Origin of the sequence: Arcobacter defluvii (assembly GCF_013201725.1) — a bacterium.
Classification (GTDB): Bacteria; Campylobacterota; Campylobacteria; order Campylobacterales; family Arcobacteraceae; genus Aliarcobacter; species Aliarcobacter defluvii.
On the sequence record NZ_CP053835.1, the window covers coordinates 136,164 to 153,191 of the forward strand.

18 protein-coding genes and 1 tRNA gene are annotated in these 17,028 nt (G+C 27.1%); 9 read left to right on the forward strand and 10 right to left on the reverse strand.

Annotation, left to right across the window (positions count from 1 at the left end; translation table 11 throughout):
- Window positions 1–5: 5 nt before the first annotated feature.
- Entirely contained in the window at window positions 6–1,361 is a 1,356-nt protein-coding gene (locus ADFLV_RS00770; protein ID WP_129011706.1) for an MATE family efflux transporter, read from the reverse strand.
- A complete protein-coding gene (locus tag ADFLV_RS00775) occupies window positions 1,354–1,668 on the reverse strand; it encodes a MerR family transcriptional regulator (protein ID WP_129011707.1) in 315 nt (104 codons plus the stop codon). Before ADFLV_RS00775 ends, ADFLV_RS00770 begins: the two co-directional genes overlap by 8 nt.
- 173 nt (window positions 1,669–1,841) lie before the next feature.
- On the opposite strand from ADFLV_RS00775, the gene ADFLV_RS00780 reads away from it, so the two are divergent.
- On the forward strand, window positions 1,842–2,447 hold the full coding sequence (locus tag ADFLV_RS00780; RefSeq protein ID WP_228712399.1) for a cysteine hydrolase family protein: 606 nt from the start codon (window positions 1,842–1,844) through the stop codon (window positions 2,445–2,447).
- Window positions 2,448–2,477: 30 nt separating this feature from the next.
- Here the strand turns inward: ADFLV_RS00780 and ADFLV_RS00785 are convergent, their stop codons facing one another.
- The 8 genes from ADFLV_RS00785 to ADFLV_RS00820 all read right to left on the reverse strand — a co-directional run bounded on the left by ADFLV_RS00785 (window position 2,478) and on the right by ADFLV_RS00820 (window position 8,672).
- The gene (locus ADFLV_RS00785; RefSeq protein WP_014472879.1) at window positions 2,478–3,740 is read right to left on the reverse strand and encodes a homoserine dehydrogenase; all 1,263 of its coding nucleotides are present in this window, start codon (window positions 3,738–3,740) and stop codon (window positions 2,478–2,480) included.
- Between the two features lie 9 nt (window positions 3,741–3,749).
- Window positions 3,750–4,964, reverse strand: coding sequence for an LL-diaminopimelate aminotransferase (locus ADFLV_RS00790; RefSeq protein ID WP_014472880.1), 1,215 nt, complete (start codon window positions 4,962–4,964; stop codon window positions 3,750–3,752).
- Window positions 4,965–4,969: 5 nt separating this feature from the next.
- Window positions 4,970–5,776: a hypothetical protein gene (locus ADFLV_RS00795; protein WP_014472881.1), complete on the reverse strand. Its 807-nt coding sequence runs from the start codon at window positions 5,774–5,776 to the stop codon at window positions 4,970–4,972.
- A gap of 19 nt (window positions 5,777–5,795) precedes the next feature.
- A complete protein-coding gene (gene rlmB, locus ADFLV_RS00800; protein ID WP_014472882.1) occupies window positions 5,796–6,485 on the reverse strand; it encodes a 23S rRNA (guanosine(2251)-2'-O)-methyltransferase RlmB in 690 nt (229 codons plus the stop codon).
- Window positions 6,482–7,303 carry a 16S rRNA (cytidine(1402)-2'-O)-methyltransferase gene (rsmI, locus tag ADFLV_RS00805; RefSeq protein WP_014472883.1) on the reverse strand — a complete coding sequence of 274 codons (822 nt, stop codon included), beginning with the start codon at window positions 7,301–7,303 and terminating at the stop codon, window positions 6,482–6,484. The genes rlmB and rsmI overlap by 4 nt, the downstream gene beginning before the upstream one ends.
- A 9-nt stretch (window positions 7,304–7,312) precedes the next feature.
- A complete protein-coding gene (gene rpmE, locus ADFLV_RS00810; protein WP_014472884.1) occupies window positions 7,313–7,516 on the reverse strand; it encodes a 50S ribosomal protein L31 in 204 nt (67 codons plus the stop codon).
- Window positions 7,517–7,596: 80 nt separating this feature from the next.
- Window positions 7,597–8,472 carry a tRNA (adenosine(37)-N6)-dimethylallyltransferase MiaA gene (gene miaA / locus ADFLV_RS00815; protein ID WP_129011709.1) on the reverse strand — a complete coding sequence of 292 codons (876 nt, stop codon included), beginning with the start codon at window positions 8,470–8,472 and terminating at the stop codon, window positions 7,597–7,599.
- Entirely contained in the window at window positions 8,469–8,672 is a 204-nt protein-coding gene (locus ADFLV_RS00820) for a hypothetical protein (RefSeq protein ID WP_129011711.1), read from the reverse strand. The genes miaA and ADFLV_RS00820 overlap by 4 nt, the downstream gene beginning before the upstream one ends.
- Window positions 8,673–8,763: 91 nt before the next feature.
- Between ADFLV_RS00820 and mqnP the strand changes: the two genes are divergently transcribed.
- The 8 genes from mqnP (at window position 8,764) to ADFLV_RS00860 (ending at window position 17,021) form a co-directional block, all read left to right on the forward strand.
- On the forward strand, window positions 8,764–9,624 hold the full coding sequence (mqnP, locus tag ADFLV_RS00825; protein ID WP_014472887.1) for a menaquinone biosynthesis prenyltransferase MqnP: 861 nt from the start codon (window positions 8,764–8,766) through the stop codon (window positions 9,622–9,624).
- A gap of 57 nt (window positions 9,625–9,681) precedes the next feature.
- Window positions 9,682–9,758 (forward strand) — tRNA-Arg (locus tag ADFLV_RS00830).
- Window positions 9,759–9,991: 233 nt separating this feature from the next.
- Window positions 9,992–10,579 carry a hypothetical protein gene (locus ADFLV_RS00835; RefSeq protein WP_129011712.1) on the forward strand — a complete coding sequence of 196 codons (588 nt, stop codon included), beginning with the start codon at window positions 9,992–9,994 and terminating at the stop codon, window positions 10,577–10,579.
- 82 nt (window positions 10,580–10,661) lie between these two features.
- Window positions 10,662–11,360, forward strand: a complete 699-nt coding sequence (locus tag ADFLV_RS00840) for a hypothetical protein (protein WP_129011713.1) — start codon at window positions 10,662–10,664, stop codon at window positions 11,358–11,360.
- Between the two features lie 98 nt (window positions 11,361–11,458).
- Window positions 11,459–12,163 carry a hypothetical protein gene (locus ADFLV_RS00845; protein ID WP_129011715.1) on the forward strand — a complete coding sequence of 235 codons (705 nt, stop codon included), beginning with the start codon at window positions 11,459–11,461 and terminating at the stop codon, window positions 12,161–12,163.
- Window positions 12,160–12,888 (forward strand): hypothetical protein, encoded by a 729-nt coding sequence (locus ADFLV_RS00850; protein WP_129011717.1) that lies wholly within the window; start codon window positions 12,160–12,162, stop codon window positions 12,886–12,888. The genes ADFLV_RS00845 and ADFLV_RS00850 overlap by 4 nt, the downstream gene beginning before the upstream one ends.
- Window positions 12,885–13,649: a hypothetical protein gene (locus ADFLV_RS00855; RefSeq protein WP_129011718.1), complete on the forward strand. Its 765-nt coding sequence runs from the start codon at window positions 12,885–12,887 to the stop codon at window positions 13,647–13,649. Before ADFLV_RS00850 ends, ADFLV_RS00855 begins: the two co-directional genes overlap by 4 nt.
- Before the next feature lie 69 nt (window positions 13,650–13,718).
- Window positions 13,719–17,021 (forward strand): hypothetical protein, encoded by a 3,303-nt coding sequence (locus tag ADFLV_RS00860; protein WP_129011719.1) that lies wholly within the window; start codon window positions 13,719–13,721, stop codon window positions 17,019–17,021.
- The last annotated feature ends 7 nt before the right edge of the window (window positions 17,022–17,028 follow it).

Here is a 17,028-nt window from a genome sequence, read left to right on the forward strand (position 1 = left end):
TTTACCTATAGTGTTTTGTTACAAACTCTTTTTAGCAAAGAATTTGTGTAAAAATATGCAAAAATAGCAGCGCTATAAATCATAACTAAAACTCCAAACCAAAGATAAATAAAATCTAATTCAAAAACTTTTACAATTAAATAAGCAATTATCAATTTAGCAACGATTTGTCTATATAAAGCAATATATAAAATCATTTTTGGTTTCTTTATAGCTTGAAGAGTTGATACGCAAATAAATAAAACAACATAAGCATAAAATATCCAAATTTCAACTAACAAATAATGTATTCCAAAATCAATAACTGTAGGATTTGAATCAAATAAAGAGATTAAGAATTTCCCAAAAATTGTAAGGGTTATGATTCCGATAGTTGAAAAAATAAAACCGTATTTTATTGCTATTTTTAGAGTTTCTATCACCCTATCATATTTTTTTGCACCAAAGTTATTTGATACAATTGTTAATACAGCTGTGCTAAGCCCAAGAGTTGGTAGAAGCATAAGTTGTTCAACTCTAAAAGCAATACCATATCCTGCTACAGCCATAAGACCATATTGAGCTACAAAGTATGTAAGAATAACAGAACCTATAGACATAATTAGCATATTTAAACTAGCTGGAATCCCTTGAGAGAAAAATAGTTTATAAACTCTTAAATCTGGTAAAAAATATGAAGGCTTTTCAAAGTGAATAACTTTTGTTTGTAAGACTTTATAAAACATATAAAACATATTTATTACTTGAATTAAAACAGTAGCAATTGCAATTCCTGAAAGACCCATCGCTGGAATAAATAAAAAACCAAACATAAATAATGGATTTAAAACTAAATTTGCAAAAAAACCAAATATGAGAGTATTTCTATATGTTTTTGTATCTCCTAAAGCAACCAATATTGAATTTAGTGAGAAATTAAACATAAAAAATATTGTTCCAAATAATATAGGATTTATATAGGTTATTGCATCTTGCAAATACTCATCTTTTGCACCAAGTAATATAAACATATCAGAAGCAAAAATATATCCAAGAATAGTTAGGATTATTCCAATAAAAGGAATAAATAGTAAACCTTTGTGTGCATGAATAGATGCTAATTTATTTCTTCTTTTTCCAAAAGAGTTTCCTAAAATAGCTGTAATTGCTGAACTAAAACCATAACCCAAACCAATGATAAGAAAAAATACCATAAATGATATAGTTAAAGCTGAAACAGCTTGAGTTGAGATAAATCCTGCGTAATATGTATCTACAACATTATATAAAGTATTAAAAAGCATTCCTGTACTTGCTGGAATTGCTAATTGTTTTATTAAAGTTGGAATATCTTTTGAGAGTAATTCTTTATTTTTATTCACTATGATTTTGCTTTTCTTGTAATTTGTTAAATGCTAATTGAAGTTTTTCTATTCTTTCTTCAACTTTTTTTACAGATGATTCTAAAGTATAGCCTTCATCAAGTAATTCTTTTATTAAAAGTATTTTTTTTATATTTATATAATCAAATTTTCTTGTACTTCCATCTTTTTGTCCAGAAGATTGAATTATGCCTTTATCTTCCCAATATCTTAATTTTCTCTGAGGGATTCCAGTAACCTCTGATACATCACCAATGGTTACTAAAAGTTTTGAAACTAATTTTGGATCAAATAACTTTTCAAACATATAACTCCTTTATTTGTTAAGCATTGTACATATTTTGTAATTAATCTACAATTAAGGATGATTATTTGATAATTACGGGCAATAATTGTAACTAATCTACAAAATAAGTAGAGAATATAACAATAATAATATTTTAGTTAGTTGAGGTTAATTTATATATAAAGGGAATGAAAATGAAAGAAATTGATGTAAAAGATTCAGCTTTAGTGCTTATTGAGTATCAAAATGAATGGTTAGATGAAAATTCTAAACTTTATAAATTGATGAAAGATAAAAAACAATTTTTAGATTCGATTAACAATTCAAAAAAAGTCTTAGAATATGCAAGAAAAATAGGAATGAAAGTAATTCATGTACCATTTATAGTAAGTAATGATTATAAAGAGTTTGGAAATAATGCAAAATATGGATTAAGAGCAGTTATTCCAAATGTAAAAACTTGGCAAGGGAAAAATAAAGATTTTCATAGTGATTTTATCCCAAAAGAAGATGAATTTATTGTAAGTGGTAGAATTGGAGCAAGTGCATTTTCCAGCTCAAATTTAGATGTAATTCTAAGAAATAATGATATAAAAACTCTATTCTTTATAGGTTATGCAACAAATGTTTGTGTTGAATCATCTTTTAGAGAAGCTCATGATAAAGGATATAATGCAATAGTTATAGATGATGCAACAAGTAGTTTTACACAAGAAGAAAAAGAGTACTTCTTAAAATATATAGTTCACCATTTTGGTGCAACAATATCTACAAAAGAGTTCTTGACTTTGAAAGAATAGAAAAATAAAAAAGAATTAGAAGCTTATTTATTAAGCTTCTATTCTTATCATAGATGGTTTACTTAAAACTACACCAGAATTTTCTAGTTCTTTTATAGCTTTTAATATATCTCTTTCAATACAAGTATGAGTTGTAAGTAGAAGATTTGCATTTTGCGATTTTAAAGGTTTTTGCATCATAGCTTCAATTGAAATAGAATTATCTCCTAAAATTGTTGCAACTTTTGCTAAAGTTCCTGATTTATCAGATACTTCAAGTCTTAGATAATATTTTGTTCTGATATTCTCTTTTGGCATTAAAGAGATTTGTTCTCCTGGTTGGTTTTCAAAACCAAGCATTGGTGAACCTTTTCCTTTTCTGGCAATATCAATAATATTGGCAACAACAGCTGAAGCAGTTGCATCACCACCGGCTCCTGCTCCATAGAACATAGTTTCACCTACTTTATCTCCAACAACAGAGATACCATTCATAACACCATCAACTTTTGCTATCATTTTATCTTCTGATATTAGTACAGGGTGAACTCTTAGTTCTATTTCATTTCCAACTTTTTTTGCAATACCAAGAAGTTTTATAGAATATTCAAACTCTTTTGCAAATTCAATATCTGCATTTGAAATATTTTCGATACCTTCAATTAAAATATCTTCAGGTTTTACATCTATTCCATATGCTATAGATCCAAGAATTAAAAGTTTATGTGCAGCATCAAATCCTCCAACATCAAAAGTTGGATCAGCTTCTGCATAACCTAATTCTTGAGCTTCTTTTAATATTTCATTATAACTAACACCGTCATTAATCATTCTTGTTAACATATAGTTACAAGTTCCATTCATAATACCTTGGATAGATTTAATATGATTTGCACTTAAACCATCTCTTAAAGCATTAATAATTGGAATTCCTCCTGCAACGGCTGCTTCAAATTCAAATGGAATATCACCAGCTAACTCTTGTAATTCATATCTATGATATGCCAATAAAGCTTTATTAGCAGTAACTACAGCTTTACCTTTTAATAAAGCTTTTTTTACGATTTCATAAGGTTTTTCTATTCCACCCATTAATTCAACAACAATGTCAATTGAATCATCTTCTAATATTTCATCTACATTAGTTGTTAACTTTATACTAACATCTCTTTTTTTTCCTAAGTTTGAAACTACTCCAATGGTTGGTACAATTTCTTTACCAGCACGCGCGGTGATAATATTTTTATTATCTATTAATATATTTGCAACGCTAGTTCCAACTGTACCAACTCCAATAATTCCAACTTTTAACATCTATAATTCCTATTTTTCTAATGATTTTAAATATTTCTTTATATTTTTTGCAGCTTGTCTAATTCTTTTTTCATTTTCAATTAAAGCAATTCTTACATATTGGTCACCATAGTGTCCAAATCCAATTCCTGGACTTACTGCAACTTGAGCCTCTGTTAATAATTGTTTTGAGAACTCCATACTTCCTAAATGAGCAGCACATTCTGGAATTTTTGCCCAGATAAACATTGAAGCATCTGGTTTGTTCATTTTCCACCCAGCATCAGCAAATGTTTCAATCATTAAGTCTCTTCTTTTTCTATATTTCTCAACGTGTTCAGCAACACAATCTTGTGGACCATCAAGTGCTACAGTTGCTGCAATTTGAATTGGTGTAAACATTCCATAATCAAGCCAAGATTTAATTCTTTTTAATGCACCAATTAGTTTTTCATTTCCAACGATACAACCAACTCTCCATCCAGCCATATTATACGATTTACTAAAAGTGAAACACTCAACAGCAACATCTAAAGCACCTTCTGCTTGGAAAATTGAAGGAGTTTTATATCCATCAAAAGTAATATCTGCATATGCAATATCAGAGATAATATAAAATCTTTCTCTTTTTGCCATTGCTACTAATTTTGTATAAAATTCAGGTGTTACTGTAGCACAAGTTGGATTATGTGGAAAATTTACAACTACAAATTTTACTTTTGGAATTGACTCATCAATTGTTTTTTGTAATCTTTCAAAAAATAAATCTTCATCAACTTTAAAAGCATCATCAAATGCTAATTCAAATTTATGCACAGCTGCACCATTTAACATAAATGCATAAGAGTGAATAGGATAAGTTGGATCTGGAACAACAGCCACATCACCAACATTTACAATTGCTTGTACAAGATGAACATATCCTTCTTTCGAACCCATTGTTGCACAAATATGTTTGTTAGGGTCTAAGAAATCAACATCAAATTTTCTTTTGTACCAGTTTGAAATAGCTAATCTTAATTTGAAAATACCAGCACTTACACTATAACCATGGTTTTTAGGTTTTGCAGAAGCTTCTATTAGTTTATCTGTAATATGTTGTGGTGCAGGACCATCAGGATTTCCCATAGAAAAATCTATTACATCTTCACCAGCACGTCTAGCTTCCATTTTAATATTATTAACTTCAGCAAACACATAGTTTGGTAATCTTTTCATTCTTTCAAATTCAATTTCTGGAAACATTTTAATTACTCCTTAGTAATATTTAGCCCACGTTTTAAATTAGTAAGGCTATAAAAATCATCAATTTTGATATATTTTGTGTTATTAGGCACATCAAGTTTTAAACTTTTATGCAAACTATCTTTTTCAACAACTTCAATAATATTAAAGTCATTATCGTAGAAGATTACACTTGGATACCAATTATTACCAACATTTGAATCAATTGTAATGCTTGAAGCATTTTGCACTTGAATTATATACGGTTTAAGTGGTTTTTTTAATGACAATTGGTTTGTATTCGTTAAATCTTCTGCTTTATAAATTGTAGAGTTACTTGAATCAATTGAATAACTCCATTTATAATTTCCCTCTCTTCTAATATCTACAATTTGGCAATTTATGCTCTGTAATTCTTGAGATAATCTGAGAGGGCTTATGGCGGCTGCAGTTTTTAGTTTAATTGTCCATTTAAGTTGATTATTTATTACAACTTCACCCTGTGTAATAAAGTTTTGATAGCCTATTACTTTTAAAATATCATTAATATTTTTCATTGATTTTTTTGGATTAGAATTAAAATTAAATGTAACTTCAATATCTTGAGTTGAGCCTAAATTTAATTTTAATATTCCATTATTTGATAACTCTTGTGTTACCCGAGTATAATCAACTTGACCATTTTTATAAAAATTACTTGTATTTCTAAATATATGATTTATTAAATTTCTATGAGTATTATAATCAGCATTACCAATCATATTTAGTACAGTTTCATTTAAACCAGCATATGAAGCTACATATAAAGTAATAATTAAAATTAATTTTTTCATCAAGGTATTCTTCTTTTTTTTATCTTTTTAGATTATAAATTAAAATCCCAGCAGCAACAGAAACGTTTAAAGAATCAAATTCATGTTCCATAGCAATAGAAACTTTTAAGTCTAGTTTTTTAGCAACTTTTGGAGAAATTCCTTCCCCTTCACTTCCTAAAAAAAGCGCAACTTTATCAGTTTTTTCTATTTTTCCATATTTTTTTAAATCTACTCCATCCATTGTTGCACCAATTAATGTAAAGCCACAATCGATTAACTCACTAGCTAAATCAGCTGATCTTGGATGAACTAAAAATGGTAAATCAAGTAAAGCCCCAGAACTAGTTCGTAAAACTCCTGAATCATTTACAGTTTTTATGTTTGAAGCAATTAACCCTTCAATTCCTAAAGAATATGCAGTTCTTGCAATTGCTCCAATGTTTCCAACATCTGTAACACCATCTAATACTAAAATAAAATTCATTTTTTTGAATTCTTTAATATCTGTATAACCAACTGGTGTAAGTTTTAAAAAGAAACCTTGATGGTTTCCACCTTTTGCTAATGCTTGAGCTTTTTGATTATCCAATTTATGAATTTTTTTATCAAGTTTTGCAAACCTTGTAAAAAGTTTTTTATCAATTTCTTTTGAAAGAAAAACTTCTTCTATTAGATGCGGGTGATTGTCAAGTACATAAAGTACGATTTGTTTTCCATATATTATCATGACGGCATATTATCCAAAATTTGTTGATAAACCTCTTTGATTGATTGCCCAGTTATTTTAGCAATAAGTTTTGCTTTAACTTTTGGAGCTAAATCTAAAGGTAGTATGTCATTTAGTTCAAGATTTAAACCAATTTTTTCTTTTGGTTCAATTACTACAACCCATTCACCTTTTATATTTATATTTTTAAACTCTTTAAAAATATTTGAAGCTGAATCTTTATAAGTGGTTTGGTGAAGTTTTGTTATCTCTTTTGCTAAAAATATTGTCCTATTTGGTTCTTTTTCATTTAATTCTTCAAGAAGTTTTAAAAGCCTATGAGGTGATTCGTAAAGGATTGATAATTTATCATCATTTAAAATTTCATCAAGTTTTGAAGCACGACTAGCTCCTTTATGGTCTAAAAATCCATAAAAAGAAAAAGTTGTATGTGTAAATCCACTCATTGCATAGGCAGTTAAAATTGCATTTGCACCAGGAAGTACATCATAAGGAATTTGATTTTTTATACAAAAATCTACAAGTGTAGCACCAGGGTCACTAACACAAGGCATTCCAGCATCACTTACGTAAACAACATTTTTAGTAAAAGTCTCTTTATCTAAAGTTTTTAAAATTTGATTTTCATTATGAGAGTGAAAAGATTTATATTCTTTATTTGAAAAGTCTAGGTTATATTTTTCACCTAAAAGACTTAGCAGTTTTTTTGTTACTCTTGTATCTTCACAAAAAATTAGTTCAGACTCCTCAAGGACTTTTAAAGACCTGTTTGAGATATCTTCCAAATTTCCTATTGGAGTCGGAACTAAGCACAACATAGTATTGTACTATTTAGCCATGTTATATTTAGCTTTGAATTTCTCAACTCTACCAGCAGCATCAACAAGTTTTTGCTCACCAGTGAAGAATGGGTGACAAGATGAACAAATATCGATTCTTAAAGACTCAACATTTGATTTTGTTTCAAAAGTGTTACCACAAGCACAAGAAATTGTACAAACTTTGTAATCTGGATGAATATCTTTTTTCATTCCATATTCCTTAATTTAATTAATGTAAGATAAAAGGTCAAGTCTTTGCAAGCCCTTTATCAAACTCTTTAGAAGCGGGATTATAACGAAAAATACTTAATAATATCTGAATTTAAGTTTTCTATTATATTTGAAGTCTTATCTAAGAATTGAGATTTATTAAAAGTATTTTGTCTTTTTGCAAGTTTTGCTGTATTTAATGAAATTTTTTCTTCAAGTTCTATTTTTGATAATTTACCATCCAAATATTCTAATGTTTCAATTATACCAATAGATGACATACAATTAGGTGCTCTTGTATATTTTTTTTCTAAATAAATAATTTCATCAATTAGTCCTGATTTCATCATAATATTTGTTCGTAAAGTTATTCTTTTTTTTAACTCTTCCTTATCCCATAATATTTCAAATATTTTTAAATTTTTAGCAAGTGGAACTTTAGGATTTTTTTCAAAATATTTGGTTGGTGTAAATCCTGTTTCTTTATAAATAGCATAAGCTTTTTCAATCCTATATCTATCATTTTTTACAATTTTTTGCATATATTCTTTATCTATTGAATATAAAAGTTCATATGCTTCATATTGAGATATATCAAGTTTAATTTTTGTTTCTACACCTAAAGACAAACCATCTATCAAAGCTTTTAGATAAAAACCTGTTCCTCCAACGATGATTAAATTTTTATCATTTTCTAAAGCATAATTTTTTGCAGTTTTATAAAGTTCCATAAATTTTATAACATCAAAATCAACGTTTGGATAAACTTCATCAATCCCAAAATGAACAATATTTCCTCTTTCTTCAAGTGTTGGTTTTGCTGAAACAATGTCTATTTCTTTATAAACACAAAGTGAATCTAATGATAGAATTATAGAGTTCGTTTTTGAAGCAATTTCTAAAGATAGGGCAGTTTTTCCTGAGGCTGTTGAGCCTATAATTGCAATTTCTTTCATTGTATAGTTTTTGATTGACTACAATCTTCTAATTTTTTATTAAGTTCATTTATCTCTTTTTCTTTTTGAATAAGTGTTCTTAATAATTCTGAAACATCTTTAGTACTTGAATCAGAAACATCATTTTCAGCTTTTGTAGCACAAGCAGTAAAATTAAATAAAAACAATAAACTTAAAATTAATAACAAATATTTTTTCATAAAACTCTTTTGTGTGTAAAATATAGTAGATTATAACTAGAAAAAGTTTAATTTTTATTTTTTTAATCATATCTTCGATAAAATCCCAAACATGAATAAACTAATAAAAAAACTTAATGATTTCAATGAACTTGTAATGTTCAAACACTCAATTTTTTCATTGCCTTTTATTTTTATTGCAATGGTTGTATCAGCAAATGGTTGGTTTGGTTTTAAACTTTTAGTTTTAGGTATTTTAGCAGCCTTAACAGCAAGAAATTTTGCAATGGGATTTAATAGATTTTTAGATAGAGATATAGATGCTTTAAATCCAAGAACTATAAATAGACCAAATGTAGATGGTAGAATTAGCCCTACTTCTATGTTTATATTTGTTTCTTTAAATGCCTTAGGATTCGTAGTGGTTGCTTATTTTGTAAATGATTTAGCTTTATATTTATCAGTACCAATTTTAATAATAATTGGTTCATACTCATACTTTAAAAGATTTTCATATTTTGCTCATATTATTTTAGGAATATCTTTAGGTCTTGCTCCAATTGCTGGTGTTGTTGCAGTTAGTGAAACTATCCCTCTTTGGTCAATTGTTTTAAGTATTGGAGTTATGTTTTGGGTTGCTGGATTTGATTTACTCTATTCCTTACAAGATATAGAAGTTGATAAAAAACTAAAACTTCATTCTATTCCATCAAAGTTTGGTGTTGAAAAAACAATGCTCATTTCAAAAGTTTTTCATATCTTAACAGTTGTTTTTTGGCTTTTATTTGTAATCTTTTCTGATAGCTCTTATTTTGCTTATCTTGCAGTAATCTTAAGTGCAATTATGCTTAGTTATGAACACTATTTAGTAAATAAAGATTTTAGAAAGATTGACAAAGCATTTTTTACTGTAAATGGTTACTTAGGAATAATATTTTTTATACTTATAGTAATGGATAATATTTTCTTTTAAGTAAGATTACAAAAATTTAAGTATTGCTATGATAATATTCCAGTCCAATTTTGCATTGCGTCTATAGTTCAACTGGATAGAATGACCGGTTTCGACCCGGTAGGTTGAGGGTTCGAATCCTTCTAGGCGTACCACTTATTATTAAAGCCTGATATAAAAATTTGAGAATAGAAGTTTTTATATCAGGCTTTTTTTGTCTTAAATTAGTAAATTTAGTTATTTATTAACTAATCTAATTATTTTATTATTTAATTTTTATTAATAACCAAAATATAGGTAAAATAGGCATATATTTAAGTTTATCTTTAGTATATCTTGTGTTAGAATATCTTTCAAGTTAGAAAATCTCTAATTCAAGGATAATTTTTTGCCATATTTTGTCTCTTCTATAATTGCGATAGTTTCTGCAATGATTATTTTATTTACAAGATATGAAGCTGATGATAGTGCAATTACAGGTGAACTTGAAAAAATGAAATCAATGTTTATTACAATTGATGGATTTGTAAATACTTATATCCAATCTGGTGGAGATTTATCTAGTATAAATTTTGAAGAACTGTATAACAACGGTATTTTACTTGGAAATATAGAAAAAGGTACAGGTAAAGAAGTTGAGGGTACAAATTATACTTCTACTTTAACTTTTCCTAAAAGTGGAGTTAAATGGCAGTTAATTCCGGTTAGAGACATTAATTCTAATGATGCTAATGCTGATTTTGGTGATTCAGCAGGTAGTGCATATAAACTTTTGGTTGATATGCATAATAATTCTACTTTAATGAGTAAAGCAATATTTTCAGAGAGTTTTTCAGGTAGAGAATTTTGTGAAAAGATGCTTTTAGGGACTTTACAAAGAAATGCAAAAACTTATGTTCCAATTGAAAATAAAGAGACTTTTTCTTTTGATGGAACAGATAGTGATGGGTATTTTGTTTGTATAGTTTTTAAGTGATTTTTGGTGCAACTAAAATAATAGTTGTTGTATAATATGGGTGGTTGGTAGGTAAACTTAAATTTAAAAAAAGGGGAAGAATATGCCACAGTTGATAGCGATGATTATCGTAGTAGTTGGAGCAATGATTTATATGTTCCAAACATTTGGGGGAACTGGAGATAAAATCGAAGGTATTGCACAAAAAACGAGTGTTATTACAGAGATTAATAATATTAAGAATGGTTTAAAATTAGCTGCAAGAAGTGGAAGTATTGCAACGGCTGATAATGCTACTAATGATGAATATAATAAACTTGCAGGTATAGCTAAGTTAAAATACTTTGCTGAGCAAATTAATGAACAAATATCTAAAGATAAAGATGGTGTTTCAAGAACAACAACTGATTTTAATACTTATGCTGCTATTTCTTTTGGTGGAAATAGTGATAATGCAACTTCTGCAACTGCTGATATGATAATTCGTTTGGTAGCAAACACAAAAGGACAAATTCCTGGAATATTTGTAGATTTATCAAGAGGTGGATTAAAAGATGGAGCAGGTTTCCTTGAATCTCAAATTGCTAATGATTTAAAATCTGTAGCGACGATAGATAGAAAAGCAAATGTAGCGACTGCTACTGATACACCAGCTGCAGGTGCATTAAGAACAACAGGTACAGATGTTGAAAAAAGAATTCCTGTTGAAACAACAGGTGCAGATACATTGTTAAATGATGGTATGTTTACAATTTATTTCCAAGATTTTGGTTCAAATGAAGTTGTAATTGATAATAATTAATACATTTAGGCATTTGCCTAAATGTTATTAAGACAAAAAATAAGTACTAAGTTTTAGCATTTATTTTTTGTTTTTATTCTTAAAAAAGGTTTTTTCTAATGTTTGGAAATATATGGCTATCATCGGCACTCATTGTTACAGCTATATTCTCAGCAAGTGCTATGTATAAATCTTATAGTGATATTCAAGAAGCCAAACAAATCCAAGAACATTATGAAATAATTTCTGAAATCAAAACTCTAATAGCCAAGCAATATAATAAAAATCCACAAGATATAACAAGAGATGAAATAATCGCCAATTTACCAAAAGGTGAAAATTGGGAAAAAGTTTTACTTTTGGATAGAGATAAATCTAGTAATTTATCAAATAAAGAGTTAGTAAATAATGATGGAGATATTGTTATAAATGAGAGCGAAAAACTAAAACTACTTGCCTTAAAAGCGAAATTAAAAGATATTATAGATGTAAATTCTATTTCTGCAACAAATAATAAATATACTTTTGAAGTAGGGCAACAAAATAAAAATAGTGTTATAAAAGATATTGATATTGAAGATAGTATTACTAAAGCAATTGATGCATTAGCAAAAGATATTTTATATTCAACTACAACAAATAAAGAAACTGTAGTAAATGATGTCGTTGATGAATTTATTCCTAATGATAAACTCTATTTTTTAGAAGATTCAACAGAAGTTGAGAAAAAAAATTATTTTAAATCAAAAATAAAAGAGAGACTTTATAAAAACGAAAACTCACTAGAAACAAGACTTTATAAAGAATTGAAAGATGTGTTATGAAAAAGATTGTAATTATATTTTTTATTTTTATTAATATCTCTTATTCATTGGATTTAGATAATTTTGAAGAGAGACAAAAAGCCTTACAAGATGTAAAAACAATTATTTTATATGAAGAATCAATTGCAAAAGCTTATGAAGAGTATATTTTGACAAATTATGCAATTGCTGATTTAACTCAAATTAAAAGTTTGATTGGTGATATTACAACAACAATTTCAGGTATTACTACTACACTTAATTTAGATGGAACTTTGATGAAAGTTTCTTATGGTTTAAATAATGATTTAAAAGCAGATAGTTCAATAAAAGCACTATATGAAAGTAATACTTATAGAAAAAGAACTTATGTTAGAAATGATGAAGTAAATTTTATTCTTGAAGATGAATTTGCAAAACATTTATATGATTTGATAAAACAAAATGGCGGAGCGATTGAAGATTGTCCAATGACAGCATTTACAACAGCCGTAAATTGTAAAGAGAATAATCATATTTATATTCAACTGACAAAAAAACTTGATGGTTTAGAAGTTGTTCCAGATACTTATTTGATAGCATATCATGTTGATAATTTTAAAACTGGACCAATAATTATTACAAACGATACTTCAAAACATATCACAGAAAGTGCTTTTGATTCTATACCAAAAGGTGCTTTGTTATATGACACTGATGGTGTAAAATATGTAAAAACTTTAGATGGAATAGAGATTTTAAAATGATTAGACAATTTATACTTTTGATTACAATTTTAATATCATCTTTTTCTCAAGATACATTAACAGCGCAAAAACAAAATACTTTATATATTCAAGATTTGATTCAAATAGAAGAGAATATCGCAAAAAATTTTGAAAAATATATTTTAAGTGAATATAAAATTCCAACAATAACAGATTTAATAGATGATAACTATTTAGGAAGTAATTTTTCTGTACTAAATAGAATGGGTGAAAATATTGATTTTAAAGATAGTTCAAAATTACAACTAAAATATGCAATTACAAAAGATGAATACAGAAAAACAAAAGATGAAAATCTAGGAATTGAAAATTTTTTAGTTCAACTTTATAATAGAGATTTATATAGAGATTACACAACTGTTTTTAGTGATGATACTGATGTAAATAATATGTACGTTGAGTTTGAGCTAAAGTCCGATGAAGCAAAAAATATATTTGATTTATTAAAAAATGGAAACAGTATTGCAAAAACTTGTGTTGCTTCACTAAAAAGCACTTATTGCAACAATAATGATAGAACAATTAGATGGTATAACGCTAGTTCAAATTGGATTGAATATGATAAAAAAGATTTTAATAAAGGAAATATAACAGTTAGCAGTGAAAGTATTCTAACTTCAGAAACAACAAAACTTTCTAGTTTAAAAGTTGGTAGTTATATTTTTATAAAAGATAAAACAAAAAATGTAAAAATGATAGATGATTCTTCTGGAAATTTACAAATTCTAAAGGTGGATTAAATCAAAACTCTAATTTTTATAATTATATTTTTTAATTTTGTTTTTGCGTCAAGTGAAAATATATCATTGATGAATAATGTAAAATCTCTTATTCAAAAAGAGGAATATATATCATTAGCATTAAATAAATATATTTTACAAACAGGAAAAATTCCTAAAAAAAGTGATGATACAATAGATTGGGATAAATTAGAAGTTGAAGACTATTTAGGAACAAATTTTAATAAAACAAATCCTATTACTTTAAAAGATATTGTAATAACTTTTGATGATAAAAATAGTGCATTTATTAAAGGTGCTATCGAAAAAGAGACAGATTATAAGGAAGAGTATAACTATTTATATAATTTTTATACAAATAAGGTATTTAGAGTAAATACAATTTCACCCAAAAGTATTTTGCCGGCAGATTTAGAAAAAGGTACTCAAGTTTTATATAATAATATTCAAAAAGAGATAGCTTCCGTTATAACAAAAAATAAGAATTCTATAGTTTTACCTTCTCAAAATTGTAATACAGGAGAATATTTTTATGAATTAAAAAATGAAAAGTTAACATATAAATATTGTAAGGCGATTGGTAATTCTATTGAAATATATCAAAAAACACCAGTCTATTTAGATAATTTAGATGATTTATCTTATATAAAAGTTGGAATAGGTGAAAAGGCTTATGTAAAAGATGGAAATTCTTGGTATGAGTATTATTATGAAGGAAATAATACATGGATACCATCAGGAACAGGAAGAACAACTTCACAAGTAAATGATGAGATTACTATGCAAGAAAGAATATTATCTTATATCCCTGATTCAAAAGATTTAGTTATAAGAAATAATGGTGGGTGTATGCTTGCTAATGGAGATATATTTTGTTGGGGGAACAATAAATACAAAAAATCAGGTATAGAAACTTATGGGCAAATAGATTACAAATTAACTCCTAATTATGTAAATACTCCTGTGATGTTAAAAGTTGACATTGAAAATATTAAAGTTGAAGATGAAACTTTAAATTTAATATCTAAAAGATGGTATAACAATCCATATAGAGTAAAATTTGAAAAAATGGCGATGAATGATAAAAATGTTTGTGGTATTTCTCCTATATTTGATTATTATGAATCAGGGATTAGATATAAAATAGGTGGAGATTTATATTGTAATGGATACCTACATTCTGATTATTTTTATGTTGAGAATATAGGACAAACTCAAACTTCTATTTTAAGAAAAAATAAAATAATATCAAATGGAAAAGATGGTGGTATTTATAGTTCATCAGTAATTTATCTAAAAGATATTGTAATGATAGATGGAACTTTTATTTTATTATCTGATACAGGAAAAATTTATAGTTTTGGATCAAATCTAAAAGGATCGTTAGGAATAAATAATACTGATGAAAATTTTTCAACATATATTCCCCAAACACTTGAAAGTGAAGTAACTTTTAAAAAGATTTATGCATTAAGAGATATAAAAGGTTTTGGAGCTTTAGATGAAAATAATAATTTTTGGATTTGGGGAGAAAGAGCTAATGGAAAAATATACTATAAGCCTACTATATTATCTAATTCAAAAAAATTCAACGAAGATGGGATATTTGTAAATAGTAAAGAGTTTATACTAAAAGGGGTTGATAATAAATTTTATAGAACTTATGATGATATAAGTATTAAAGATTTGGGAATAGATGGTGGAACATTGAGTGCTTCTGTTTATGATTATGGAACAAAACAGTTACTAGTTTATGTGGATAAAAATATGCAATTACAAGGTTCAAATGAATTATTAACTTGTATGGATAAAGATTTTAATAGTTGTTCAACAGCAGATAAAACTATATTTTCAACAGCATTAACTGAATTAAATAGTTTAACAAATACTATAAATAATAGCTTATATGCAAACTTTTCAAATGTTTCAATTTTTGAGGGTAAAATTAATAAAACAGTTGTTGATTATGGAACAGATTATACAGAAGATTTTGAAAATAGTTCAACAACAGGTTGGAATGTAAACTATATACATGATGGAGAGAGTGTTACAGGGAAGTTTTTAGGAAGATTAGGAAATGGTAGAATTGATACTACAAGTGGTAGTCAAACAGTATATAAAACTTTTAGTTTAGGAAGTTCTTGGGCAAATAAAAATATAAAAATAGCATTTGATATGTATGAAATAGGTTATTGGGATGGAAACAATGGAAATGGATTGGAAGATGCTTTTTATGTTTATATAAATAATGTTTTAGTTAGTAAAGATACTTATACAAGAGATGATTCAAAAGATACAAAAGTAGGAACAGATTTAGGAATTCTACCAAATTCAGGCAACAATTATATTCAAAAACATCAATATTCATACAGTATTACTCTTGATTCAACAGGAAGTTTTAAATTAGGTTTTGGAGCAGCCTTGGGTGGATGGCATAATGTAGCAGGTAAAAATGCAGATTATACAGTAGAATCTTTTGGTATAAATAATATAGATATCTCAAAACAGATTGATAATGTAACTTTTTCAAGTAATGTATATTTAGAAACTTTTGAAGATGAAAATCATGACTATTGGGTTGTTCCCCCAGGTCCAGTACCTTATACGGCTTCAACAAGTGAATTTTATAAATATCCTATTTATGTAGATAGTGGAACAGCAACTAAATTTTTAGGAAGATTTAATAAAAAATCTTCAAGTGGAACAATTTATCATGGTAATAGTGATGGAAGTGAAGAAGTTTATAAAGTATTTAGCTTTGGAGCAGAAAATGCAAATAAACAAGTTACTATAAGTTATGATTTTTATAGAATTGGAACTTGGAGACATGATATATGGTATACAATAGATAAATTTTATACTTTTATAAATGGAAATAGAACGGAAACATATTCAACACCAATTTTAGATTATTATAGCTTTCGAAAATTTACATTTACTAGAACAGAGTATTTAGATGCATATGGAAATATAAGACTTGGGTTTGGGGCTTATATAAAAGATAATGATATTACTCAAACATCTTGGGGAATTGATAATGTAAAATTCACTTTAACAGGAAATACAAATACCTCAGGTGGAAGTTCAAGTACTTCTACAAAAGAGGTAAGTGTACCAACTATTTGTACAATGACAGGAATAGGTAGTTCTTCTCAAATGTATTGCTGGGGTAATGTAGGGCGTAGTATCCCTATTTTAAGTACATCTTTATATGATGTTGATAAAATATCTACTATTAATAAATTATTTGTTACGCAAGAAAGTGATGTTCATACACAAATGGCTTTTGATAATTTTAATAATAGTGGAAATCTGTTTTTAAAATATCCAACTTACATCGGGGGCTTTGATTATGCATTTTATTTTAAATAAGGAAACA